Source organism: Sutterella faecalis (assembly GCF_006337085.1).
In the GTDB taxonomy this organism is placed as follows: Bacteria; Pseudomonadota; Gammaproteobacteria; order Burkholderiales; family Burkholderiaceae_F; genus Sutterella; species Sutterella faecalis.
In genome coordinates this window covers 2,154,644-2,178,254 of record NZ_CP040882.1, presented here as the reverse complement: position 1 = coordinate 2,178,254, position 23,611 = coordinate 2,154,644, and the positions used below count along the sequence as shown (strand labels likewise).

General features: G+C 60.1%; 19 protein-coding genes and 1 tRNA gene. 10 read left to right on the top strand and 10 right to left on the bottom strand.

The annotated features are described in order from the left end of the window. Nucleotides 1–9 precede the first annotated feature (9 nt). Nucleotides 10–1,299, top strand: coding sequence for a cell envelope integrity protein TolA (gene tolA, locus FG381_RS09200; RefSeq protein WP_139688523.1), 1,290 nt, complete (start codon nucleotides 10–12; stop codon nucleotides 1,297–1,299). Between the two features lie 186 nt (nucleotides 1,300–1,485). Here tolA and FG381_RS09195 read toward each other — a convergent pair whose 3' ends face one another. The 6 genes from FG381_RS09195 to rplU form a co-directional block, all read right to left on the bottom strand. After that, the gene (locus FG381_RS09195) at nucleotides 1,486–2,853 is read right to left on the bottom strand and encodes an IS110 family RNA-guided transposase (RefSeq protein WP_139687046.1); all 1,368 of its coding nucleotides are present in this window, start codon (nucleotides 2,851–2,853) and stop codon (nucleotides 1,486–1,488) included. A 344-nt stretch (nucleotides 2,854–3,197) separates the two neighbouring features. Then, nucleotides 3,198–4,943, bottom strand: coding sequence for a proline--tRNA ligase (locus FG381_RS09190; protein ID WP_139688522.1), 1,746 nt, complete (start codon nucleotides 4,941–4,943; stop codon nucleotides 3,198–3,200). A 148-nt stretch (nucleotides 4,944–5,091) separates the two neighbouring features. After that, a complete protein-coding gene (gene proB / locus FG381_RS09185; RefSeq protein WP_139688521.1) occupies nucleotides 5,092–6,210 on the bottom strand; it encodes a glutamate 5-kinase in 1,119 nt (372 codons plus the stop codon). Nucleotides 6,211–6,293: 83 nt separating this feature from the next. Beyond that, a complete protein-coding gene (cgtA, locus tag FG381_RS09180; RefSeq protein WP_139688520.1) occupies nucleotides 6,294–7,385 on the bottom strand; it encodes an Obg family GTPase CgtA in 1,092 nt (363 codons plus the stop codon). Nucleotides 7,386–7,556: 171 nt separating this feature from the next. Next, nucleotides 7,557–7,820: a 50S ribosomal protein L27 gene (gene rpmA, locus FG381_RS09175; protein ID WP_139688519.1), complete on the bottom strand. Its 264-nt coding sequence runs from the start codon at nucleotides 7,818–7,820 to the stop codon at nucleotides 7,557–7,559. A gap of 34 nt (nucleotides 7,821–7,854) precedes the next feature. Continuing rightward, on the bottom strand, nucleotides 7,855–8,166 hold the full coding sequence (gene rplU / locus FG381_RS09170; RefSeq protein WP_139688518.1) for a 50S ribosomal protein L21: 312 nt from the start codon (nucleotides 8,164–8,166) through the stop codon (nucleotides 7,855–7,857). A 312-nt stretch (nucleotides 8,167–8,478) separates the two neighbouring features. Between rplU and FG381_RS09165 the strand changes: the two genes are divergently transcribed. The 5 genes from FG381_RS09165 to FG381_RS09145 all read left to right on the top strand — a co-directional run bounded on the left by FG381_RS09165 (nucleotide 8,479) and on the right by FG381_RS09145 (nucleotide 11,683). Further along, nucleotides 8,479–9,477: a polyprenyl synthetase family protein gene (locus tag FG381_RS09165; protein WP_139688517.1), complete on the top strand. Its 999-nt coding sequence runs from the start codon at nucleotides 8,479–8,481 to the stop codon at nucleotides 9,475–9,477. A gap of 21 nt (nucleotides 9,478–9,498) precedes the next feature. Further along, a tRNA-Pro gene (locus FG381_RS09160) sits at nucleotides 9,499–9,575 on the top strand. Between the two features lie 305 nt (nucleotides 9,576–9,880). Then, nucleotides 9,881–10,492 carry a dephospho-CoA kinase gene (gene coaE, locus FG381_RS09155; RefSeq protein ID WP_139688516.1) on the top strand — a complete coding sequence of 204 codons (612 nt, stop codon included), beginning with the start codon at nucleotides 9,881–9,883 and terminating at the stop codon, nucleotides 10,490–10,492. A gap of 80 nt (nucleotides 10,493–10,572) precedes the next feature. Then, a complete protein-coding gene (gene zapD, locus FG381_RS09150) occupies nucleotides 10,573–11,397 on the top strand; it encodes a cell division protein ZapD (protein ID WP_226960378.1) in 825 nt (274 codons plus the stop codon). 28 nt (nucleotides 11,398–11,425) lie between these two features. Then, on the top strand, nucleotides 11,426–11,683 hold the full coding sequence (locus FG381_RS09145) for a DNA gyrase inhibitor YacG (protein ID WP_139688515.1): 258 nt from the start codon (nucleotides 11,426–11,428) through the stop codon (nucleotides 11,681–11,683). A 16-nt stretch (nucleotides 11,684–11,699) separates the two neighbouring features. Here the strand turns inward: FG381_RS09145 and FG381_RS12950 are convergent, their stop codons facing one another. After that, on the bottom strand, nucleotides 11,700–12,383 hold the full coding sequence (locus tag FG381_RS12950) for an NUDIX domain-containing protein (RefSeq protein WP_407703349.1): 684 nt from the start codon (nucleotides 12,381–12,383) through the stop codon (nucleotides 11,700–11,702). Between the two features lie 82 nt (nucleotides 12,384–12,465). Here FG381_RS12950 and FG381_RS09135 point away from each other — a divergent pair, with 82 nt between their 5' ends. Then, the gene (locus tag FG381_RS09135) at nucleotides 12,466–13,500 is read left to right on the top strand and encodes a helix-turn-helix transcriptional regulator (RefSeq protein ID WP_139688514.1); all 1,035 of its coding nucleotides are present in this window, start codon (nucleotides 12,466–12,468) and stop codon (nucleotides 13,498–13,500) included. Nucleotides 13,501–13,584: 84 nt separating this feature from the next. On the opposite strand, the gene FG381_RS09130 is transcribed toward FG381_RS09135, so the two are convergent. After that, nucleotides 13,585–14,739, bottom strand: coding sequence for an RNA-guided endonuclease InsQ/TnpB family protein (locus FG381_RS09130; protein ID WP_139688513.1), 1,155 nt, complete (start codon nucleotides 14,737–14,739; stop codon nucleotides 13,585–13,587). Between the two features lie 79 nt (nucleotides 14,740–14,818). Between FG381_RS09130 and tnpA the strand changes: the two genes are divergently transcribed. Continuing rightward, nucleotides 14,819–15,223 (top strand): IS200/IS605 family transposase, encoded by a 405-nt coding sequence (gene tnpA / locus FG381_RS09125; protein WP_139688188.1) that lies wholly within the window; start codon nucleotides 14,819–14,821, stop codon nucleotides 15,221–15,223. A 325-nt stretch (nucleotides 15,224–15,548) separates the two neighbouring features. Continuing rightward, nucleotides 15,549–16,826, top strand: a complete 1,278-nt coding sequence (locus FG381_RS09120) for an MFS transporter (RefSeq protein WP_139688512.1) — start codon at nucleotides 15,549–15,551, stop codon at nucleotides 16,824–16,826. Between the two features lie 60 nt (nucleotides 16,827–16,886). Here FG381_RS09120 and FG381_RS09115 read toward each other — a convergent pair whose 3' ends face one another. Together FG381_RS09115 and secA are read right to left on the bottom strand one after the other, a co-directional pair. After that, entirely contained in the window at nucleotides 16,887–18,026 is a 1,140-nt protein-coding gene (locus FG381_RS09115) for a hypothetical protein (RefSeq protein ID WP_139688511.1), read from the bottom strand. Between the two features lie 102 nt (nucleotides 18,027–18,128). Beyond that, nucleotides 18,129–20,885 (bottom strand): preprotein translocase subunit SecA, encoded by a 2,757-nt coding sequence (gene secA, locus FG381_RS09110; RefSeq protein ID WP_139688510.1) that lies wholly within the window; start codon nucleotides 20,883–20,885, stop codon nucleotides 18,129–18,131. A 345-nt stretch (nucleotides 20,886–21,230) separates the two neighbouring features. Between secA and FG381_RS09105 the strand changes: the two genes are divergently transcribed. Further along, nucleotides 21,231–23,579, top strand: coding sequence for a coiled-coil domain-containing protein (locus FG381_RS09105; protein WP_139688509.1), 2,349 nt, complete (start codon nucleotides 21,231–21,233; stop codon nucleotides 23,577–23,579). The last annotated feature ends 32 nt before the right edge of the window (nucleotides 23,580–23,611 follow it).

Here is a 23,611-nt window from a genome sequence, read left to right as displayed (position 1 = left end):
GCGCGCCCCATGATCAAGCTCACTGAAGAAGAGATCACGCGCGAGCGCTTCCGCCGGGAAGACCGGCGGGACAGCTTCCCCGCCGCCATTCTCTCTGTAGCGGTTCATGGCGCTCTCTTTGCGGGCCTCTTCACCGTGTTCCAGTGGAATACTGCCCCCGAGACGGTTTATGCCGAACTCTGGGCGCCCGAGGATGTGTCGGGCGGAAACGACCCGTCGGGCGTTGCCGAGAAGCTCCCCGAGGAAACGGGGCGCGACGAAGCGGACGCACCGGAAAAGAAGGCCGCGGAACCCGAACCCGAACCGGAACCAGAACACCAGCCTGAACCGAAGCCGGAACCCGAGCCCGAACCCGCTCCGCCCCCGGAACCTGCCGGCCCGACGCCTGAGGAGCTTGCCGCCCAGGAAGCCCGCGAAGCAGAGCGCCTTGAAGAGGAAGCGATCGCGCGTCAGGCCCGCGAGGAAATGGAAGCCCGCAGAGCCGAGGAAGAGCGCATTGCTCAGGAGCGCGCACGCGCCGAGGAAATCGAGCGCATGCGTCAGGAGGCGATTGAAGCCGAACGCCGTCGCGCCTTAGAGGAAGAAAGGCGCCTCGAAGAAGAGCGTCTCGCTCAGGAGCGCCTCGCTGAAGCCGCCCGCAAGGCAGAGGAAGCGAAGAAGGCCGAGGAAGCGCGCCGTGCCGAGGAAGCCCGGATTGCCGAGGAGCAGCGTAAGGTTGAGGAAGCCCGCATCGCCGAGGAGAAACGAGAGGCCGCTGAAGCGGAAGCCCGCCGCATCGCCGAAGAGCTTCGCGTTGCTGAGGAAAAGCGCCAGGCCGAGGAAGCCGCGAGGAAAGCGGCGGCCGAAAAGAAGGCCCGCGAGGAAGCCGAGGAGCGCCGCCGCGTTGCGCAGCGCTTCCGCGAGCAGGAGCTTGCGCGTCTTTCGGCCAAGGTCGATCCGAACGCCCAGCGCTCCGGCACGACGACGGGTGACCGCCGGAATTTCCGCCGGTCGCTGACGGGCTCGGCGCTCGCCACCTGGTCCAATCAGGTCCGCAGCTGCATTCGTCCGAACATCACGATCGACGTGCCCTCGACCACCCGGCCCGGGCAGTATCGTGCGGTCTACAGCCTCCAGCTTCTCCCGACCGGCGAGCAGGTGGGGACGCCGAAGCTCGTGACGCCCTCCGGGTGGCCGGCTTACGACGCCGCCGTTGCCCGTGCGATCCGCCGCTGCAATCCATTGCCGCGCCCCGGCGCGGGCGAAGACATGCCGCGCGAGATTTCGCTCAGCTTCGACCCGGTTGAAGACAAGCAATAAGCACGCTCCGGCGCGCTTGAAAAAACTTGTCCGCACCAAAAAATACGCCCGGAACGGCAGCGGCTGCCGATCCGGGCGATTTTTCCACGAAAGATAGGAAGCCCTCGGCGCGCGACCTTCCCTGCGGGCGTTCTCACAAGAACGTCCAGCATGGTATCTGCTGCTTCTCAGGCTGCTGAAGCTACGCTAACTGCTGACGACTGCGCCTAGGATCGCACCCGTTTTCGTCTCCACAACCAGGCCGTCAGCGATCACGTATTTCGTTCCTTTGAGTTTCAGCAACTGCTTTACGCCGTTCTTTGCTCGTTCCATCAAGGTGTCCCGAAACGCCGTTGACTGGTAAGGCTCAAAGCCTTTCTGATGAGTGAGAACGGAATAAATGATGCGTGCGAGCAGGTGTGCGAAGGCGACCATGGCACGCCTGTAGCCGCGCCGCATCTTGAGCACCTGGAATTTTTCCTTCAGCGCAGCGGTACCGCCGACCACAAGTCCTCTGGCGGCTTCAATCAGCGTGCGCCTCAGGTGTTTGTTCCCTTTCGGGCATTTTCCACTTTTCTGTTTGCCGGCAGATGTGTTGTCCCCCGGGCAAATGCCGAGCCAGGAAGTAAACTGCTCTGACGTGGGGAAGTGGTCCTTCAAATCCGCACAGAGTTCGGCGTAAATCATGCGGGCCGAGCGTTCCTGAATCCCCGTTATGGTAATGAGCAGCTGGATGTCCTTCTCGTAGGGAGCCTGCAGCTGGCGGAGCCTTTCGAAAGTGCTTCGGTCGTACTCCTCGAGCTGATCGATCTTTTTCCGGAGCGCCAGAATCTGCTCCTTCATCATCGGCTCGATTTCGAAGTTGAGCGCCTGCATGATCTGCTCAGGGCTTGCCCGCAGCCGGCGGCTGTTTTGCTTGATGACATCAAACAAGTGCGGATCATCTCTGAGCTTGGCCATCAGGATGAGGCTGGCAGCTTTGCCTCCGCGGATGTCGCTGAATACCGTTGTAGGCCGGCATCCGGTGAGATTCAGAGACTTGCCGAAACGATTGGAAGTTCGGGAAATGTCATTCCTGTTCTTCTGCAGATCACGTGAAATGACGCGCTGCAGACGAAAGGCCTTCTCCGGCACGAAGGATTTTTTGAAGTTTCCCGTTCGGGCAAGAGACGCCAGACGTGATGCGTCCTTGCGGTCCGTTTTGCGGCCGGCTGCCGCTTTGGCGTCGCGGGCATTGATCAGAGCCAGCTGCTCAGAAGTGAAGCCGGCTCTCTCGAGGGCTTCGTACGGGCTCTGCCACAATGACCCGGTTGATTCCATAAGGATGATGTCGGGATTGCATTCACGGCACCAGGCGGCGAAAGCATCGATGCTTGCGCGGTCGGTATTGAAATCCCGGCTCTCAGATTGTTCACGATGACCTGCAACCTGCTTCTGATGGCAGCAGACGAGTAGGTTGAGATGAACGTCAATGCCTATTGCCGAGCGGTACATCGCGTGAACAGTAATTTCGGGATTACTGATCTGCGCACGGGCAGCTCGCAATGGCGTATCGGTACGGTTAGACTTACTCATAGCCCCTCCATTAAGAAATGATTGGGGTTCGAGGAAGCCCTGGCAACCACGAAGATGTTGGAGAAACAGGTAGACGCAGCAACCACCCGGAAGCTACGCTCATTTTTCCACACGCCTAGTCACCAGCGTTCAAGCCAGCGAACAGAGCAATATAGGGTGCGAAAGTTCCGCTGCAATTTTTTGACGGCAAGCGTCAGAAACGTTACCAAAAAAACGTACGCAGACAGGTCGCGCGCCGAGGGCTTCCTCATCTTTCATGATAGAGGGTGAGGAAGCCCTTTACTCATCACGATTTTTTGGTTGAGAAGCCTCAGGCACTCCCCTCTCGAGGGAGTGCTTTTCGCTTAGCGCGCGACGCGGGAGGCGACGAATTCAGCCGCTTCCTCAACCTTCACCATCGTCTTTTCGGCGAGGTTCGTGCGGTCGGCATATTCGACTTCACCCGTCTTGAGGCCGCGGTCGCCGATCACGACGCGATGCGGCACGCCGATCAGCTCCCACTCGGCAAACATCACGCCCGGGCGCATGTCGCGGTCGTCGAGGATCACGTCGACGCCCTTTGCGAGAAGTTCTTCATAGAGCTTGTCGGCCGCGGCGCGGACGGCTTCGCTCTTTGCATAGTTCATCGGGCAGATCACCACTTCAAAGGGCGCAATGGCGTCGGGCCACATGATGCCCTTATCGTCGTGACGTTGCTCGATCGCCGCACCCGCCACGCGGGTGACGCCGATGCCGTAGCAGCCCATCTGCATGGGCTGAGGCTTGCCGTTTTCGTCAAGGAAGTTGGCCTGCATCGGGGCCGAATAGCGGGTGCCGAGGAAGAAGACGTGGCCCACTTCAATGCCGCGCTGCAGACGGAGCACGCCCTTGCCGTCGGGGGACTTGTCGCCTTCGACGACGTTGCGCAGATCCATCACCGTGGGTTCAGGGAGATCGCGCCCGAAGTTGACGCCCGTGTAGTGGTAGCCCTCTTCGTTCGCGCCGCAGCAGAAGTCGCTCATGTCGGCGGCCGTCTTGTCGGCATAGACCGCCACGTCGCCCTTGAGGCCGATGGGGCCGAGGTAGCCCGGCTTCGAGCCGAAGGCGGCGAGAATTTCCTCTTCGGTCGCAAAGCGGAAGCCTTCCTTCAGTTCAGGAATATGGCCCGCCTTCACTTCGTTGAGTTCATGGTCGGCGCGCAGGAGCACGAGCACGATCTTCGCCGGGAGCGGCTCTCCCTTTTCGTTCGTGCGGTCGGCGGCAAGCACGACGCTCTTGATCGAGGAGAGGAACGGGATGCCGAGATACTCCGTCACGAGCTCGCACTTTTCCTGGCCCGGCGTCGCGCGCTTTTCCATCTTTTCTTTCGGTTCCGCACGGCCCGGGAGCATGGAAGAAGCTTCCGCGAGCTCGATATTGGCGGCGTAATCGGAATCCGGGCAGTAGGCGATGACGTCTTCGCCCGCGTTCGCGATCACCTGGAACTCGTGCGAGCGGGAGCCGCCGATCGAGCCCGTGTCGGCGCGCACGGCGCGGAAGACGAGGCCGATGCGGTTGAAGATGCGCTGATAAGCCTCGTACATCTTGTCGTAGGACTTCCCGGCGCCTTCCTCATCACGGTCGAACGAGTACGCGTCCTTCATCGTGAATTCGCGGCCGCGCATCACGCCGAAGCGCGGACGGCGCTCGTCGCGGAACTTCGTCTGAATGTGGAAGAAGTTGACGGGAAGCTGGCGCCAACTCTTGATTTCCTGACGCGCCACATCCGTAATGACCTCTTCGGAAGTCGGCTGGATCACGAAGTCGCGCATGTGGCGGTCCTTGATGCGCAGAAGCTCAGGACCGTACTTTTCCCAGCGGCCGGTTTCCTGCCAGAGTTCCGCCGGCTGAACCATCGGCATCAGGAGCTCAATCGACCCCGCGCGAACCATTTCCTCGCGGATGATTTTCTCGATCTTGCGGATCACGCGAAGACCGAGGGGCATGTAGGTATAGACGCCCGCGGCAAGCTTCTTGATCATGCCGGAGCGGATCATGTACTGCTGGCTGATGACGTCGGCATCAGCGGGGGCTTCTTTGAGAGTCGAAATAAAGAATGAACGGGCTCGCATAGGATTCAATTCCGGCTTTCTCCGGAAGCCTGAAGGCGCTTATGCCTTCTGGTGCTCCAGGAAAGCCTTTTGGAGTGTTGAAGCCGCTTTCGTCTGCGATGAAGGCACAAGCACGAAAGCGGCGAAAAAAGCGGGAGATATTTTAAATTCAGAGAACGACAAGATTGTCGCGATGGATCATCTCGGGCGCATCGCAGGCGCCGAGAATGCGGCTGATGTCCTCCGTGTGCGCACGGCAGATCCGGCGGGCATCATCGCTCGCGTAGCTCACGAGCCCGCGGGCGACTTCACGGCCTTCCTCGTCGACGCAGACCACCATCTCGCCTCTCACGAAGTCGCCTTCAACGGCCTTGACGCCGACGGGGAGGAGCGACGTGTGGCTTTCGCGAAGCGCACGCACGGCGCCCGGATCCAGCACGAGCCGCCCGGCGGAGCGCAGATGATCCGCAATCCACTGCTTTCTCGCGTGAAGCACCGATGAAGCGGGCTTCAGGTGCGTGCCGATCGACTCGCCTTTGGCAAGTCGAACCAGAACGTCTTCCTCCCGGCCCGAAGCGATGATGGTGCCGGCGCCGGAGCGCGCGGCGCGCTTTGCGGCAAGAATCTTCGTGATCATGCCGCCCTTTGAGAGCTGGCTCGCAGCACCCCCGGCCATTTTCTCGAGCTTCGGGTCGCCGGCGGCGGCTTCAGAGACGAATTCCGCATCCGGATTCGAGCGGGGATCGGCCGTATAAAGTCCCCGCTGATCCGTGAGGATCACGAGCACATCGGCTTCCACCAGGTTCGTGACGAGTGCGCCCAGCGTGTCGTTGTCGCCCACCTTGATTTCTTCCGTCACCACGGTGTCGTTCTCGTTGATGACGGGAACGATCCCGAGCGAAAGAAGTTCAATCAGTGTCATGCGCGCATTGAGGTACTGCTCGCGGTCGGCAAGGTTGGCGTGCGTGAGCAGAATCTGAGCCGTACCGATGCCGTGGGCAGCAAAATGCTCCTCATAGGCCTGCACGAGCCCCATCTGGCCCACTGCGGCGGCCGCCTGAAGCTCGCAGACGCGCGAGGGCCGCGTGGTCCACCCGAGGCGCTTCATGCCTTCCGCAATGGCGCCGGAACTCACGAGCACCACTTCGCGCCCCATGGCGCGCAGCTCAGCGATCTGATGCGCCCAGCGCTCGATCGCCCTGATGTCAACGCCCCGCCCCTCGTTGGTGACGAGCGCGCTGCCGACCTTTACGACGATGCGGCGGGCATTCTCTAAGAGTGAAGTCATGTTGCGACCTTCGAAGGAATCGGGCGGCGAAAGCTTCCGGAGAAAAGCGCCGCCCGGGAGAAAGAAGACCTCGTAAGGCGTCGTTAGTCGGCAGCCGGATCAAAAGGCGTATTGCGCGCTTCGTCGAAGCGCTCGTCGTCAAGGAACTGCTGCTCGGCGCGACGGTCCTCGTCAATTTTCTGAGCGAGCTTGTTGACCAGCTCCGGGAGACCCTCGCGGGTGGCCGCGGAAACGGCAAAAACCGGCTCATGCTCGCGGGCGAAGGCGTCGCGGAACTTCCGGATCAACCCTTCGCGCTCCTCTTCGGGGACGAGGTCCATCTTGTTGAGGACCACCCAGCGGGGCTTGGCGGCGAGTTCCGGATCGTACTTTTCGAGTTCTCCCACCAGCGCGTGCGCCTGCTCGAAGGGATCGACCGACTCGTCGATCGGGCAGGCATCGATCACATGCAGAAGCACCTTCGTGCGCGAAAGATGACGCAGGAAGAGGTGTCCGAGGCCGGCGCCTTCCGCAGCGCCCTCGATGAGGCCGGGAACGTCGGCAAGGACGAAGCTCTGCTCAGGACCCACGCGCACCACGCCGAGGTGCGGATGGAGCGTCGTAAAGGGATAGTCCGCAATCTTCGGACGGGCATTGGAAACCGCCGAAATGAGGGTGGACTTGCCGGCATTCGGCATCCCGAGAAGGCCCACGTCGGCGAGCACCTTGAGCTCAAGCTCGAGCGAGCGGTACTGACCGGGTTCGCCCGGCGTGAACTGGCGCGGAGCGCGATTGACGGAGCTCTTGAAGTGAAGGTTTCCGAGACCGCCCTTGCCGCCTGCGGCAAGAAGCGCGCGAGCGCCGTGCTCGGCAAGGTCGGCGACCGTTTCACCCGTATCCGTGTCGCGGATGATCGTGCCCACCGGCATGCGCAGGACAATGTCCTTCCCGCCCGCGCCGTAGCAGTCTGCGCCGCGTCCGTTTTCGCCCGCGGGAGCGAAGAACTTTCTCGTGTACTGATAGTCGACGAGCGTATTGATGTTGCGGTCAGCCTCGGCCCACACGGAGCCGCCGCGGCCGCCGTCGCCGCCGTCAGGGCCGCCCTTCGGAATGAACTTCTCGCGGCGGAAGCTCGCGGCGCCGTTGCCGCCCTTGCCGCCCTGAACCTCGATTCTGGCTTCGTCGACGAATTTCACAATAGGCCTCGATAAAAATGTCGGGGAATAAAAAAGATGAGAGTGCTTATAACGCAAAAGCCCAGCCGGGAGATCCGCACTGGGCTTTTTTTCGATCCGGAACGGACCTCCGCTTCAGAAGGAGCAGAAGTCCGCTTTCGTCCGGCCGGCTGATCTCAAATGTAGAGGAGATCAGAGGGCCGTCGGTTCGACGTGAACGTAGTGGCGATGGAACGCACCCTTCACTTCGAACTTGACGACGCCGTCGACAAGCGCGTAGAGGGTGTAGTCCTTGCCCGTGCCGACGTTGTCGCCAGCATGGAACTGCGTGCCGCGCTGACGGACGATGATGCCGCCGGCGTTGATGGCCGCATTGCCGAAAACCTTCACGCCAAGGCGCTTCGCCTTGGAATCACGACCGTTGCGGGTAGAGCCGCCGCCTTTCTTATGTGCCATTTTCTTTTACTCAAAGAGAGGAATTAAGAACCAATCAAGCATTGATCGCGTCGATGCGAACTTCAGCGAAGTGCTGGCGATGACCGCCCGACTTCATGGAGTGCTTACGACGGCGGAACTTGAAGATGCGAACCTTGTCGGTACGGCCGAGCTTGGTGATGGTGCCCGTAACAGTGGCGCCCTCAACAACGGGCTTGCCAACCTTGAGGCCGTCCTCGCCGGAAACAGCGAGAACTTCGGTGAAGGTAACCTGGGAGCCGGCGTCCTGGCCGAGAAGCTCGACCTGAACGGAATCGCCGACGCTGACGCGGTACTGCTTACCGCCGGTCTTGATGATCGCGTACATGAATATAAACCTCGCCGCCCCGCTTCAACCTGAAAATCCAGGTTTATGCGAAGCCTTTTTGTACTCGACGTGCCTGTGCGGCCGGAGGGAATCCCCGGCAGACACACTCTGGGCGCGTCCATTGCGTGGAAAGAGGCGCATTATTTCACTCGAATCAATGGTGCGTCAAGCGATATTCCCATTTTTCCGCACATCTATCCGAGATCACGCGGAGGGCGGGCGCAATGCCCTTGGTTATACTTTGAATCTCTCTTTCCGGCGCAATCATCCGATGTTCGCCGGATACCTGAAAACAGGCAGCAACCAAGCACTATGACTCAAACCTCTCCTGCCGAAGACCCGAAGGCGCTCGTGCGCCGGCTTCTCGCCCCCATTGCGCTCGACATGAAAGCGGTCGACGACGTGATCCGCAACGAACTCGCGAGCGACGTGAGCCGCATGCATGAAATCAGCGATTACATCACGAGTGCAGGCGGCAAGCGCATGCGCCCGGCGCTCCTGATCCTCATCTGCCGCGCGCTCGGCTACAAGGGCGATCTCTGCTGCTATCTCGGCGCCACGATTGAGCTTCTGCACACCGCAACGCTCATGCACGACGATGTTGTGGACGAAAGCGCCATGCGCCGCGGCCGTCCGACGGCCAATGCCCGCTGGGGCAACGGCGCGGCGGTGCTTGTGGGCGACTTCCTCTACACGCGCTCCTTCCAGATGATGGTGCGCGCCGGGAATCTGCGCGTCATGGAAGCGCTCTCCAATGCCGCGAACCGCCTCGCTGAAGGCGAAGTCATCCAGATGGTGAATGCGCACGATCCGTCGGTTGACGAGACGCGCTACTTCAAGGTGATTGAGCGCAAAACCGCATGCCTCTTTGAAGCCGGCGCCCGCATGGCGGCCGCCATCGCCGAATGCTCGCCCGAAGCGGAGGAAGCCGTCGCCGAATACGCACTCGCGCTCGGGAACGCCTTCCAGATCGCCGACGACATCCTCGACTACACCGGCGTTGCCAAGGACATCGGCAAAAACCTCGGCGCCGACCTGCGGGAAGGCAAGATGACGCTTCCGCTCATCTATGCCCGGGCGGCTGCCACGCCGGAGGAACAGGCGCTGATCGACGAGGCTGTCCGCAAAGGCGACGGAGACTTTGACAAAATCTCTTCCATTGTGATAAGATCCGGCGCTCTTGATCGTTGCAAGACGCGAGCGGAACAGGAACTCGAAAGAGGCCGCAAGGCACTTTCTCAAATTCCCCCTTCCATTTTTAATTCAAGTCTGCTAGAATTGCTGTCCTTCACTGTTAGACGTGATCGATAAGCGTTCAAACGATGAAGATCTCGGGGTGTAGCTCAGCCTGGTAGAGTACTACGTTCGGGACGTAGGAGTCGGAGGTTCGAATCCTCTCACCCCGACCAGGTTTCTTGAAAAGGCCGTCGTAAGACGGCCTTTTTTGTTATATCTAACTCCACGAAACCATTGCCGCACTGCGGATTTCAATCAATTAAGCGGCGTATTGCGGATCGTCTGTTCCTCTCAAAACTTGTCTAGAGCGGTTGACGGATGTACACCAAGAAGTACACCATCGAAACGCGATTCGACGAAAAAGCGAATTCAGGTCGGATTTTTGGTGTACATCCGGAAAGAAACGTGCCGAAAACCAAAAGTCGCAGAGAGGACGACAAACAAGCGCCTTTACTCTTTTCTGCATCAGGGAGTGTTCATGGGCTGGATTCTGGGGCTTACCGGAGGTGCCGGGTCGGGGAAAAGCACCGCCGCGGCGATTTTGGCCGCAATGGGCTGCCCCGTCGTGGATGCTGATCAGATCTCCCGCGCGCTTACCGCTTCGGGCGGCGAAGCCATGCCCGAAATCATCCGGGTGTTCGGAAGCGATATGGCAGCGTCTGACGGCGCGCTTGACCGCCAGAAGATGCGCGAGCTCGTCTTTCGCGACAAGGATGCAAGAAAAAAGCTCGAAGCCATCGTGCACGCGAAGCTTGCCCTCAGGGTCGACCATCTTCTTTACGAAGTGCATAAGGACGCCCCGGTCGTCATTTACGACTGCCCGCTCCTGATTGAAAGCCCTGCCGCATGGGAGCGCGCAGACCGCATTCTTGTAATCGATGCGCCGGAAGCCCTTCAGATTGAAAGGCTCGGGACCCGTTCGGGACTCTCTCCCGAAGCCGCGAAGCGCCTTCTTGCCGCCCAAGCGACGCGCCGTGAACGGATTCTCGCTGCTGACGACATCATCATGAATGACTCTACGAAAGAATGCTTCGAAAGACGTGTGCGCTCCTGGGCAGAAGCGGTTCTTCCTCAGATTTGCGCCTCATAGCTCCATAGAGAAAGCAAAGCAAGAATCTTTGCCATCTTTTGCCGGCACTTCACTCGCGATTGCCGCTCCGTTAAGATGTGATGACGACGTCCTCTCTCCCTGGCCGCGCCTATACCGACGCATTTCCTCCCCGCCCAATGCAGAACTCCGGCTTGCTTCTCTACGAATTTCCCTGCAGCGAAAAGAACCGCTTCTTTCTCCGGTTCGAATCGCTCGCGAAGCGCTTTGACTGGTACTGCAGTCAGGATTGCGCCATTGCGCATCAGGCCGCAATCGGCACGATTTTTGATTTAGCCGACGTTGCAGCAAGAAGCGACCTCAGGAACGACCTCGTGCAGGAGCTTCTGCGTCAGAAATGCGCGCTTGAGGCAAGGTGCCGCGAAAAAGAATCTCCGGATGAGGATCTCGCTCAGCTTCTTTCGGAAGTGAGCAGCGTCTCTCGCGAGGTATCTCAGGTGGTTGGACGCTCGGGTCAAAGCATCCGCGACAACGAATGGCTGCAGCTCATCCGCACCCGTCAGCACCTCCCCGGCGGCACCTGCGAATTCGACATGCCTCAGCTTCACTACTGGCTCTCACGCCCGCCCGAGGAACGCCGGAAAGAGCTCCTCTCCCTCACGGAGTCGCTCGTGCCTACCATCCGCGCCGTGAATCTCATTCTCCGGCTCATGCGCTCGAGCACCCGGGTCACGAATGAAAAAGCCGTCAACGGCATGCTTCAGCTTTCCGTTACCGGAAAGAACTACAGCCTTGCGCGCGTCTGGCTCCCGCAGGAAGCGAAGCTCATCCCCGAGGTGAGCGCCAACAAATACATGCTCTGGATTCGCTTTTCGCTGCCTGACGAGCGCCACAAGCTCCACGCAGTGCACGAAACCATCCCCTTCCAGCTTGGCCTCTGCCAGTAAAGTCAGAAAGCCTCAGGAAAATAACAAAATGAAAGTTCCCTGCCCGATCTGCGGCAAGATAACGGAATATTCCCGCGAGAATCCCTGGCGTCCCTTCTGCAGCGAACGCTGCAAGATGATTGACCTCGGAGAATGGGGCAATGACGGCTATCGAATTCAGGGCGAACCCGGATCCGCCGACAGAATGTCGCCGGAGGAATTCGAGGATGCTGCGCGGCGCGCTGATGAACTTGAGGCCCGGCTCGACGCCGGAAAACAAAGCGGCGCCCGCCGGCGCCGCCGTTAAGGAAGAAGTTTTCCTTTTACATCACAGGTTTAACGCCGTGCGCACCCTTCGCCTGCCAGAACGCGAGGTCGGCAGCGGGCGCGCCGTCGACATAGGTCGGAATGCGGGGTTCGCCGTTCACGAGAAGCCCGTCAAAGGCTTCCGGCGGAACAATGACGAAGTCGTAATCCATGGCGACGGCCTTCAGCACATCGTCCATCGTTTCGGCGCGGGCGCCAACCCAGCGGTAGCTGCGGTCGCGAACGATCGTTGCCTGAAGGGCGTTGCGCGAAAGCGTGAGAAGGTCCGAAGACTCTTCGAAAACCTCAGGGAGCTCGACGCGGTTCACGATCGCCTGATCGACCGGGAGCATGAGGCCGGGCGTACGTTCATTGGCGGCGTAGAACCCGCACTCCTGGCCTTCCTTCGGCACGGGAGTGCCCACAAAGTCGTGGGAGCGGCGGAAATGGAGCCGCACATGAGCATGCGGATAAACATGCTCCTTCACGAACCAGGGCGTGGAGTCCGCAAGCGCAATGCCGAGCTCTTCCTCAAGCTCTCTTGCAAGCGCCTGATGAACCGTTTCATTCTTTTCGAGCTTCCCGCCCGGGAATTCCCAGTAGCCGGCATAGGGCTTGCCTTCAGGACGGGAACCGAGAAGCATTCTGCCGTCTTCGCGAATCAGCACGCCGACGGCGACATCAACAACCTTGTCGCTCACAATATTCTCCAACGATGAGCGCGGAAGCATCATTTGTTCCGCGCGCGCAAAATGCATTGTCTCTTATCCGCGTCGACTTTGCTTGAGGAAATCTGCCGAAGTCTTCGAGCCCGACGACTTCCATACCGCCATGCCGGATCTTCTTTCCAAATTTCTCGAAACGCTTTCGCCGCGCTGCTATGTCGCCACCGGCATGAATGCGCCTCAGGGTCTGGCGCTCCGCTACGACGCCTTTCCCGGCATCAAGCTCATGTGCGTCGACCGGGGCGTCTTCTTTGTCAGCCCGTCGGCTGAAGCCGACGCGCGGATTGAACTCTGCGAAGGCGACGCCATCGCGCTTGTTGCGCCCGAAAGCTACATTCTCGCAACGAGCGCCGAAGCCGCTCCGCAAGCCTCGCGGGACGTGGACTTCACGCTCTCCGACGGCCTTGCACTCTACGGAGACTCGAGCCGAACCTCGGTGCGCGTTTTTGCCGGCAAGATGGTCCCCGACAACGCGGTGGCGCACTTCTTTTTCTCGGCGCTCCCGCCGGTCCTCGTCATCCGCAGGAACGAAGGCGGCGATTCGATTCGAAGAATGATGCGCATCATCCATTTCGAGCGCCTCGGGCGCGAGCCCGGATCCGAATACGCCGCAAGCCGCCTGATCGACCTCGTCATGCTCGACGTCATCCGTTTTGCGCTGAGGCTCCCTGATGCCGGCCGAGCCGGCCTCTTCCTTGCAATGAAGGACCCAAGGCTCGTCCCGGTGCTCTGGCGCATTCACAACGACCCGGCCCGCGACTGGACCCTCAGCATGCTCGCCCAGGCCGCCCACATGTCGCGCCCGCGATTCGCGGACCACTTCCGCCGCATTCTCGGCACGCCGCCCATGGAATACCTGGTGCGCTGGCGCATTCGACTGGCCGTTCAGCGCCTGCGCGATACGGATGAACCCGTAAAAGCCATTGCGGCCTCGCTCGGCTTCAAATCCTCCTCCGCATTCGGAAGAGCTTTCCGGCGGCATGAGGGCATGACGCCGAAGGAAAGCCGGGAAAGATCCCGGGAATGGCTGAAGGCCACGCTCGCAGGCGCGCTTCACGAAGCAGACCGCGCGGAATTTCCCGGCGAAAGGTGACTACTCCCCGTCCAATTCTTCGAATTGGGCGAGGCTTCTCGCTTCTTCGGTCACAACCCGGATGTCTCCGGGATTTACACGACCTCAGCGAGCATTTGGAGAGGACATTTCTCTCCGCAGGACGGGTAGCCCCTCCGCCCTCAGTATTCTGATGCCTTCAGCCCGGATGTTGGCTGCAGCGTTGCCGTCGCGGTCATGGTGAGCGCCGCAGTGCGGGCACGTCCATTCGCGCGTAGCAAGATCAAGCTTCTCAAGCTTGAAGCCGCAGCAGGAGCACGTCTTTGAAGAGGGATAGAAAGTATCGATCTGTATGAAGTACTTTCCTTCCCGCTTCATTTTGTAGGCAATCATTCGTAAGAGCTCGCCCCAGGCGGCATCAGCAATCGACTCCGCCAGGTGGTGGTTCTTCAGCATGTTGATGATTCTTAAACTCTCCGCAGCCAGCGCTTGGCTTTCGTTCACGAGTCGCGAAGAGACCTTGTGAAGGTTGTCGGTGCGGGCATTCGCCACGCGCTTATGCGCGCGTGCGAGCCTGCGGCGCGCCTTCTCGCGCCGGCGGCTGCCCTTCTGAGTTCTTGAAAACTGCCGGCATCTGCGGCGCAGCACCTTGCGGGCGTGCTTCAGATGCCTCGGGTTCGGTTCCTTGCGTCCGTTCGATTCCGTGAGGAGATCCTTGATGCCGACATCGATGCCGATGACCTGATCCTCATAGATCTCCTTCAGAGGTTCCTTTTCAGCAAGACCATCTTCCCAGAGGACGGCGGCGTAGTAGTCGCCGGCGGCATCGGCTTCAAGCGTGATGCTCTTCACCTTGCCGACGACCTCCCGATGAATCCGAGCCTTGATCGGCTCCATTTTCGGCACGCGCACGTAGTTGGGGCCGACGGAGACGTTGGTACAGTGATAGCTCGACTGCGGCCCTCTGCGGGACTTGTAGTGCGGAAAGCCTGCTCTTCCATCAAAGAAAGCGCGGTAGCCCTTGTTGAGATTCCGCACCGATTCCTGAAGCGCCATCGAATCGTATTCCCTAAGCCATGCGTACTTCTTCGACTTCTTGGCTCTGGCGATGAGTGGCTTGATCTCGTGGATGAGGTCTAGCGATACGCCCCGCGTACGGTAGTAATGCTTCTTCAGGAAGAGCGCCATGTTCCAGCACTTGCGGACAGCACCCCACTGTGCCCAGAGAAAAGCTTCCTGAGCGGCAGTTGGGTAGATGCGGAATTTCGCAGCACGGAGCATGTGGCGGTCAAATGAATTTATTTTTAAAAAATATTATGATATTATCATAATTAAGCATTAGCGGTCAAGGAGAATTTCGATGTTCGACGACTACGAAAGAGCGCGTCACAGCGTGACGAAACTCCATGTGCATTTGATCTTCACAACGAAATACCGGCGAAAAGTGATGACGCCGGAAGTGCTCGAAAGCGTGCTTGCTGCCCTAAAAATCGCGGCCGAAGATTTAGGCTGCAGCCTCCTGGAGGCCAACGGGGAAGCGGATCACGTACATCTGCTCGTGAGCTATCCTCCAAAGGTTAGCATCAGCGAGATGGTGAACCGCTTTAAAACGCGTTCGTCTCGAAAGATACGCGAGGAATATCCAGGGATTCTTGAAGGAGGCAAAACAGGGCTGTTTTGGTCGCGCAGCTACTTTGCTTGTTCAGTAGGCGGAGCTTCCCTGGAAGTTCTTAAAAAATACATTGAGAATCAGACAACCGATTAGCCGCCATTCCTCCCCGCCCCATCCGGGGCGAGGGCTCCTGGCGGATTTTGCTGAAGAAGGATGGGAGTTGATCCAACCCAAAAAGCTTTCGGTTTCAGTACTAAAGATTTTTCGTTTAGTTTCAATAAACTATAAAAATTTATACACGATCTGCAGGCATCGTTGAGGCAATCCTTTCTCAAGACTTCCAAGTACACGAGCCATCCAGGATTTTCATGCGTCCGGCGGCAATTTGAGATTTTCAGTCTATTTTTCGAGATTTTTCTCAACGCTTTCTACCCCATGTCTTCATAGACTTCCGGAATCATTTTTTCCGGAGTCCTGAATGTCTCTTGAGACATCCTCTATTCTTCCCCGTCAGAACCTTACCTTTTCAGCTGCGTCGCTCACGGTCCTCATTGCCTTCGGCGCCTCGGCGCTCCCGGTGCCCCTCATGAGCACGTGGACGCGCGAATTCGGGCTTTCCACTGCCGCCATCGGCATGACGGTACTCCTCTACGTGGTGGGAAACGCCTGTTCGCTCCTCTTCTTTGCAAGGCTCTCCGAAGTGATCGGCCGACGGGGTGCGGTTTTCGTTTCCCTTCTCTTCGGGCTCGCCGCCTGCGCCTTCTTTCTTGCAGCAGATTCACCCGCCTTTCTGATGGCCGGGCGCCTGCTTCAGGGATTGGCCTGCGGCATCACGACGACGGCTGCCATGAGCTGGTGCGTCGACAGCGCGCCGCCTCAACGGAGCTGGCTCGCGACAGCCGTGAGCGCATCAGGACCGCTTGCGGGCTTCGTCATCGCGACCATCGGCGCGGGCATTGCCATCGAAACGCAGATTGCAAGCACCCGCGGACTCTTCTTCTCGGTGCTTGTCCTTGAACTATTGGTCTCCGGGCTGGTATTTCTCGCGAGCGAAACCGTTACGACGAAAAGTACGAAAAAAGGCATTCTGAAGCCCTCCGTCATGCCACCCCCGGGCTACGGAAGGCGACTGGCCCTCGCCGCAACTGGTTTTGTCGGCACCTCTGCGCTCACCTGCTTCTTTCAGGGCTTCTCGGCAAGAGTTGCCGAAGGGCTCTGGGGCGTCGACGCTCCGATCGCGATCCTCTCGGGCCTCGTCTACATTTCTCTCGTGCTCCCCAATGCGCTCGGCGCCTTTGCCGCCGCCAAATTTCCGCCGCTCAAGGTCTTTGCGCCGGTGGGACTTCTCTACGTCGTCACCGGATGCGGAACTTTCCTTTCGGTCGCCTGGCGGCTACCGGAGCTCTTCATCGCTTTTGCGCTTGTCTGCGGCGCCACCCAGGGCGCGCTCACGGCGGCCTCCTTCAAGATGCTGCTTGAAGGCTCGCGCATCATGGAGCGCGCGCGTCTTCTCGCAGCGCTCTACCTCATCAGCTACATGGGCACCTGCATTCCGAACATCGTCATCATGCTGTTCGGCAAGAGCGCAGGACTTGACGCCATTGCCTACGGCTTTGTGCTCTGGTTTGCGCTCACGCTCGCGGCGCTTCTCTATTTCCTGAGGGCAGTCAAAACAGAACGCGCCATGAAAGAAGTTCTCGCCAACGAAGAACGCAGGGAAGAGGCAAGGGAAGCGTCCGATGCCGGAAGGCCGTAATCCAACACTGCCTCCGAGCTTTCCCCATTAGGACAAGCCGGCCGCTTCCAGAAACGCGCTTCAGGCCCAGAAGACGGCGCCGCAGGCGCCTCGCCCCAGATCGATCCGAAGTTCGGCGCTTCCATCCCGCCAGGATTGAAGAAGGCTTCCCGGAAGGGGTGCCGCCGTTCTGAGGCCGAAAGAGAGCAGCATTTCTCCGATCGACACGCGGATCAGCGCACGCTCGAGCCCCGGAAGCGGTGCAGAGAGGAGTGCGCACCGGAGGCCGTCAAGGAGCGCCTCGCCGGCGCGCTCCTCTCCCCAATCCTCTGAGAGTCTCCGCAGAATTCCCGGCATAAATCGCCCCAGTACGCCCGCCGCGTCTTCCGCTTCCTGAGGCGTTTCCGCGCCGAAGAGCCCGAAGGGAATTCGTTCACCCGCAGCGAGAGCGCGCTTCCTCACGAGCTGCGCGAGCGCGGTGGAGAGGCCCGCAATGACGGATTCCGTCCTCGGGTCCTCTTCCGATGCAACTTCCGCAATCGGCGAGGCGCCCGTGGCAAGGAGGATGAGCGCATCGCCCGGATGAATTCCAGACGATGCCCGCCAGGCTGCGGGCCCGGCGAGCCATAGCCGGTCGCGGACGCCTTCCAGCACCTCGCGCCCGATTCCCGCGCTCGCTGCAGCAATCCAGACTTCTCCTCCGGTGCGTTCGGAGTGGAAAACCGCTGCGCTCATGTCGAGCGCACCCTCTGCAATGCGAAAGGGAAGCCCCAGCGCATCAACGTTCCTGCCCAGAGGCTCGTCAAGAGCGGGCTGAGAGCGTGCGGACTGAAGCGCCTCCATCATGCTTCCGACCGGATAGTGCTCGAGCACGGGACCGGCCGCCGCAGAAATGAGGTTCTCCTTCTCAACCCCCAGAATTCCGGCCGCAGCATTTTCGAGCGCGAGCGCCGTCTGATCCGAGAGCGGCCCGAATCCGGCAATCCCGAATGACGTCGAAATAAAGAGCTTCGCCGCGAATGCGCGGCGCTTCTCGCCGGCAGCCCATTCAATGCGCGCGGCTGATCCGTCCTCGCGAGGCGCGCCGGGCGGAAGCGACCGACCGGCGGTACGAGCCGTCCATAGCGTTCCGCGCCGGAGATCGGCCGCAAAGACGATGCCGGCGGGATCGCTCCGGAAGCGAATTCCCGGCACATGAAAGCTGCTCCCGATGCGGATCATGAGTAATGCTCCCGAAACAAAAAAATCGCCCGGCGGGTCCTCCATGCGGGAATCCGGCCGGGCGAATGGATGCGCGTTTATGAGGCGCAGAAAGACTTCAGATTACTGGAGCCTTCCGTGGCAGTCCTTGAACTTCTTTCCGGAACCGCACGGGCACGGGTCATTGCGCCCGACATGACGGAAGAGTTCGCGCAGACGCGCTTCCTTTTCCTCGTCGGAAAGAAGGTCAAGCGAGCTTCCCTCATCCTGCGGCATCGGATCGGCGGTCGAACCGCCATCCGCGAGACGAGCCGCATCCGCGCGCGCCTCGCCCTGCTCGATATTGGCGTCCGCTGCGGCCTGAGCTTCCTCAGGGAGCTTGATTTCAACGCGCATGACGACCGAGACGAGCGTTTCGCGAATTGAGTCGAGGAGGCGCTCGAACATGCTGAAGGCTTCGCGCTTATATTCCTGCTTCGGCTGCTTCTGCGCGTAGCCGCGCAGATAGATGCCCTGACGCAGCGCGTCAAGCGCCGCAATGTGCTGGCGCCAGAGCTGATCGATCACCTGCAGAAGCACGGAACGCGTGAAGCTCGCGAACGCTTCGTGGCCGACCAGCTTTTCCTTCGCCTCGTAGATTTCGTTCACGCGGGCGAGAAGCGCCGTGAGGAGATCCTCGTCGGTCGTCTGCTCGTTTTCGTCGAGCATCTTCCGGAACGGAACCTCGATGCCGAATTCGTTCTTGAGCTTTTCGGAAAGTCCGTTGAGATCCCACTGCTCCTCAACCGTATCGGCAGGAACATAGCTTCTGAAGAGATCCTGGAAATAACCCTCGCGGAGGTTCTTCACCATTTCGGACGAATCCGCGGATTCAAGAATCTCGTTGCGAAGTCCGTAAATCTCGTGACGCTGGTCGTTCTGAACATCGTCGAACTCAAGGAGCTGCTTGCGGATGTCGTAGTTGCGGCCTTCGACCTTGCGCTGCGCCGACTCGATCATGCGGGTAAGCATCTTCGATTCAATCGCGACGCCGGGCTCGAGCTTCAGACGATCTGCAATGGCGCGCATGCGGTCGCCGCCGAAGATGCGCAGGAGCTGGTCTTCCATCGAGAGATAGAAGCACGACGACCCCGGGTCGCCCTGACGGCCTGCACGGCCGCGCAGCTGATTGTCGATGCGGCGCGATTCATGGCGTTCGCTGCCGATGATGCGAAGGCCGCCCGCCTTCACCACCTCATCGTGGAGCACCTGCCACTCGGCCTTCACCTTGGCAACCTTCTCGGCCTTCTGTTCGGGCGTGAGCGACTCGTCGAGCTCGATTTCGTCGACCGCCTTGTTGATGCCGCCGCCGAGCACGATGTCCGTGCCGCGGCCGGCCATGTTGGTCGCAATCGTCACCATGCCGGGACGGCCGGCTTCGAGAACGATCTGGGCTTCCTTTTCGTGCTGCTTGGCATTGAGCACGTTGTGCGGAATCCCTTCCTTCGTAAGGAGGTTCGAGAGGAGCTCGGAATTTTCAATCGAGGTCGTGCCGAGGAGCACCGGCTGGCCCTTCTCGTGGCAGGCCTTCACGTCCTTCACGATCGCGTTGTACTTTTCCTGAACGGTGCGGTAGACCTTGTCCTGCTCGTCGATGCGGATCATCTTCCGGTGCGTCGGGATCACGACCGTTTCAAGGCCGTAGATGTCCTGGAACTCATAGGCTTCCGTATCGGCCGTGCCGGTCATGCCCGAGAGCTTCTCGTACATGCGGAAGTAGTTCTGGAAGGTGATCGACGCCATCGTCTGGTTTTCCTGCTGGATGCGCACGCCTTCCTTCGCCTCAACGGCCTGGTGGATGCCTTCGCTCCAGCGGCGGCCCGGCATCAGACGACCGGTGAATTCGTCGACGATCACGATTTCGCCGTTCTGCACCACGTACTGCTGATCGCGATGGAAGAGCGTATAGGCCTTGAGCGAGGCCATCAGGTGGTGCATGAGGATGATGTTCTTCGGCGAATAAAGCGATTCGCCGGGACCGACAAGACCGCGCTCGGCCAAAATCTTCTCGAGCTTCTCGTGGCCGGCTTCGGAGATGTAGACCTGGTGGGCCTTTTCGTCCACCCAGTAGTCGCCCGCTCCCTTTTCCTCGGTCTGGCGGGTGAGGAGCGGCGGAATCTCATTGATCTTGATGTAGAGATCCGTGTTGTCGTCGGCAGGGCCGGAAATGATGAGGGGCGTTCTCGCCTCGTCGATCAGAATGGAGTCCACTTCGTCGACGATCGCGTAGTAGAGGCCTCTCTGACGACGCCCCTTGATGTCGTACTCCATGTTGTCGCGCAGGTAGTCGAAGCCGAACTCGTTGTTCGTGCCGTACGTAATGTCGCACGCGTAAGCCGCGCGCTTCGTTTCCGTATCCTGCTGCGAAAGGATCTTGCCGACCGTAAGGCCGAGCCAGTTGTAGACGCGTCCCATCCAGTCCGCGTCGCGCGAGGCGAGGTAGTCGTTCACCGTCACCACGTGGCAGCCCTTGCCCGGAAGGGCATTGAGATAGACGGCAAGCGTCGCCGTCAGCGTTTTGCCTTCGCCCGTGCGCATTTCAGCAATCTTGCCGTCATTGAGCACCATGCCGCCGATCAGCTGCACGTCGAAGTGACGCATGCCGAGCACGCGCCGGGAAGCTTCGCGCATCACGGCGAAGGCTTCAGGCAGAAGCTCGTCGGTCGTCGCTCCCTTGGCGATGCGGTCGCGGAATTCCTGCGTCTTTCCCTGGAGTTCGGCATCCGAAAGCGCCTGGATGGCAGGTTCAAGCTTATTGATCTGCGCCACCTTGCGCTGATACTGCTTAATCAGCCGATCGTTGCGGCTGCCGAAGATCTTGGTTAAAAGTTCGTCAAACATTGTTCTTAGCTCGGAATTCTCTGGTCCGCAAAAAAAGAAGCCGTCCGGGGGAATCCTCAGGACGTCACGGGGACCGGTAACGGGTTGCGCCGCCGCGAAAGGCTTTCGCGGGAAGACTCGCAGACTTTGGGTAGACTCTTCACTTCAATGAAGCGGGCTTTGATGAGCTGTCATCGTCTCCTCTGCCCGCAGCTTTCCTGCCGCCGGGCAAGAGCTTCCCACAGCGTAACCGCAGGATTATCGCAGATTGCGGCGGATCAATACCTTAATGCATCCCGGATTTGGCAAGGAAAGTTTTCTTTTTGCATCGTTTTCTGAGGTTTCGCCGTGCCGAAATTGCGCCGCATGCCCGCCGATTTTCAGCTGAAGCGCCGGGGCTTCCGTTCCCCGCAGCGCTCGCTCGAACAAAGCTCCCGCACGGCAGATCTGGTTCAATCCTATGCACTCTCCCTGCAGGCCGGGAAAGCCGTCGCGCCCATCATCAAAGCCATGGGGCTTGCGCTCGACTACGAGACCGGCCGGGGCGTACGGATTGAAAACAACAAAGCGGTCTTCATCACCGACAGCGCCGCACAGCTTTCGAGACTCAGAAACCTCTCCAAGCGGCTTCTTGGAAAGCTCGTCGCCGACGGCGTTCCCGTCCTCGGCGTTGAATTCAGGCTGCGCGGCAGGCGCGCCCCGGAAGAGGAAATCGAAAAAACCTCCCCCGTGCGAACGCCTTCGATCATTGCTGCTGCGGAACTCCTCGCCGCTGCCGAGAAGCTCATCAACCCGGAGCTGCGCGAACAGATCCGCGCGCTCGCGCATACGCTCGAGCCAGGCCCGGAAGAGCTCCCGCTCGCGGTGCTGACCGCCATTACGGCCCAGCACGAACGGCTTGAAAAACTCGCGCAAGAGGCGAAGGCCCTCCGCGAGAAGCTCCCTCACGCACCCGATCCGCATCTTGTTCCCGAAGAGGCCGCTGCCGCGGCGAGCCCGGAACTGGCCGGCGTACGGGAAAGAATGCTGAAGCGCATCGCGCGTCGCGCGGCATTTGAAAAGGCCGCCTCGGCAGCCGAAGCGGAAAAAAAGGCGCTCGAGCCCGTTCTCGGCGAACTCGAATCCCGCGCAATGGCCGGGAAGGAAAAGGAAGCCGTCGACTTTGAGGCGCTTAGAGACGACGTCATTCAATTTGCCCGCAGACTTTCTTCAGCCCTCCGGCAGGTGAAGGACGCCGGGGAGCGCCTTCTCGCCGAGGTCGAGGAGGAAAAGCAAAGCAGCGGGAACGCGAAAACGCCCTCAAGGGAATCCGATGAGGAGCGCGCCATGGCGCTCCGGGCCGGTCTTTCCGCGCCGCCCCCCAATATGGCGCTTCGCGAGAAGCTCCGCGAGAATCTTGCAAAGCTCCTCGCCGAAATCCGCGTCACGCGAAAAGAGCTCCAGAAGGCCCGTGATCTGCTTCCTCCCGCAGGCGATATTGCGGCCGGCGACGAAACGCTTGCCGCCGACATCGCCCGTCTTGCAGAAGCCCGGAAAAAAGGCGAAAAAGCGCCCGAAGAAGCGCTCTCTCCTCAGAGTTCGCGGCTTCTTCTCATCTGGAATTCGCGATCAGACATTGAAGAAAAGCTCTCCGGGGCTTTCCTCAAGCTCGAGGCGCTCGAAAAGACGCTGGAGGGCGACCGACCGAAACTCCGCATACCCCGGAGCTTCTCGGCATCAGCGCTGGCGTCCGACTTTGCGGAACTGCGCAAAATCGACCTTCGCCGCCCGGAAGATGAAAGCGAGCTCAATAGCCTCGCGTCCGAATCGGAATACCTGAAGGAAGCCGCTGAAATGCTGCGCTCGAGCCTCCCGGGAGGGGAGCTCCCGGGCGAAAATCCCGCCGAGGCGCGGCTCGAGGCGCTGGCGGGCATTCTGCGCGAACATCTCCGCGCCATCCTCTCCGCGCTCGGCATTTCGCCCAACGAAAGCATTATTCCGACAGCGGAAGAAGCGGCGCTCTCACCCGAAACGAGCGCCTTGAGAGACCGTCAGCTCGCAAGGCTCCGGCTCTGGCGCGAACGCCGCGCGCTCATTCAGAAGGCGGAGGATGCGCTCAGGGATTTTTCGTCCGTCCTCTCGTCGCCGAGAAATGTCGCGGGCGAAAAAACATCCCTGAGCATCCTCATCGCTGCGCTCGAAAAGTCGCTCGCGAATGCCTTCGACCTCGCGGAAGCCGCACGAAGCGAAGCAGCGCCGAAGCTTTCCCCGCTCACGATGGAATCGGCTGAAGCCGAACGCGTGCGCAGGGAAGAGGCCGAAAAGGCCCGAAAAGAAAAAGAAGCAGCGGAAAAAAGCAGAAAGGCCGGAAAAGCACCAAAGCCCGACGAAGCCCTTCCCGGGAGCCCGAACGAAATTCACGAGAAGCTTCAGATCCTCCGGGACATTCTCCCCGTCTGGAAGGATCGTCTTCCCCGCGCACCGGACCCGAATCTTCTCCCTTCGGAAGCGGATGCCGCACTTCGCCCGGAGTTGGGCGACGTGCGCGAGCGCATGCTCAGACGGCACGAGCGCCACGAAGCCTTCACGCGGGAATTTGAGGCGCTCTCGAATCTTCTCGCTCAGATCGAAAGCCTCGCCGCCAATCCGCTCGCCGATGAAGCGCAAATAAAGCGCCTTGCGCTCGAGCTCGACCAAAAAGCCAACCTTTTTTCCGCTCGCCTCGCGAAGCTCTGAGGCCTGCCGCCTTCATTGACCGCAAAAAAAGG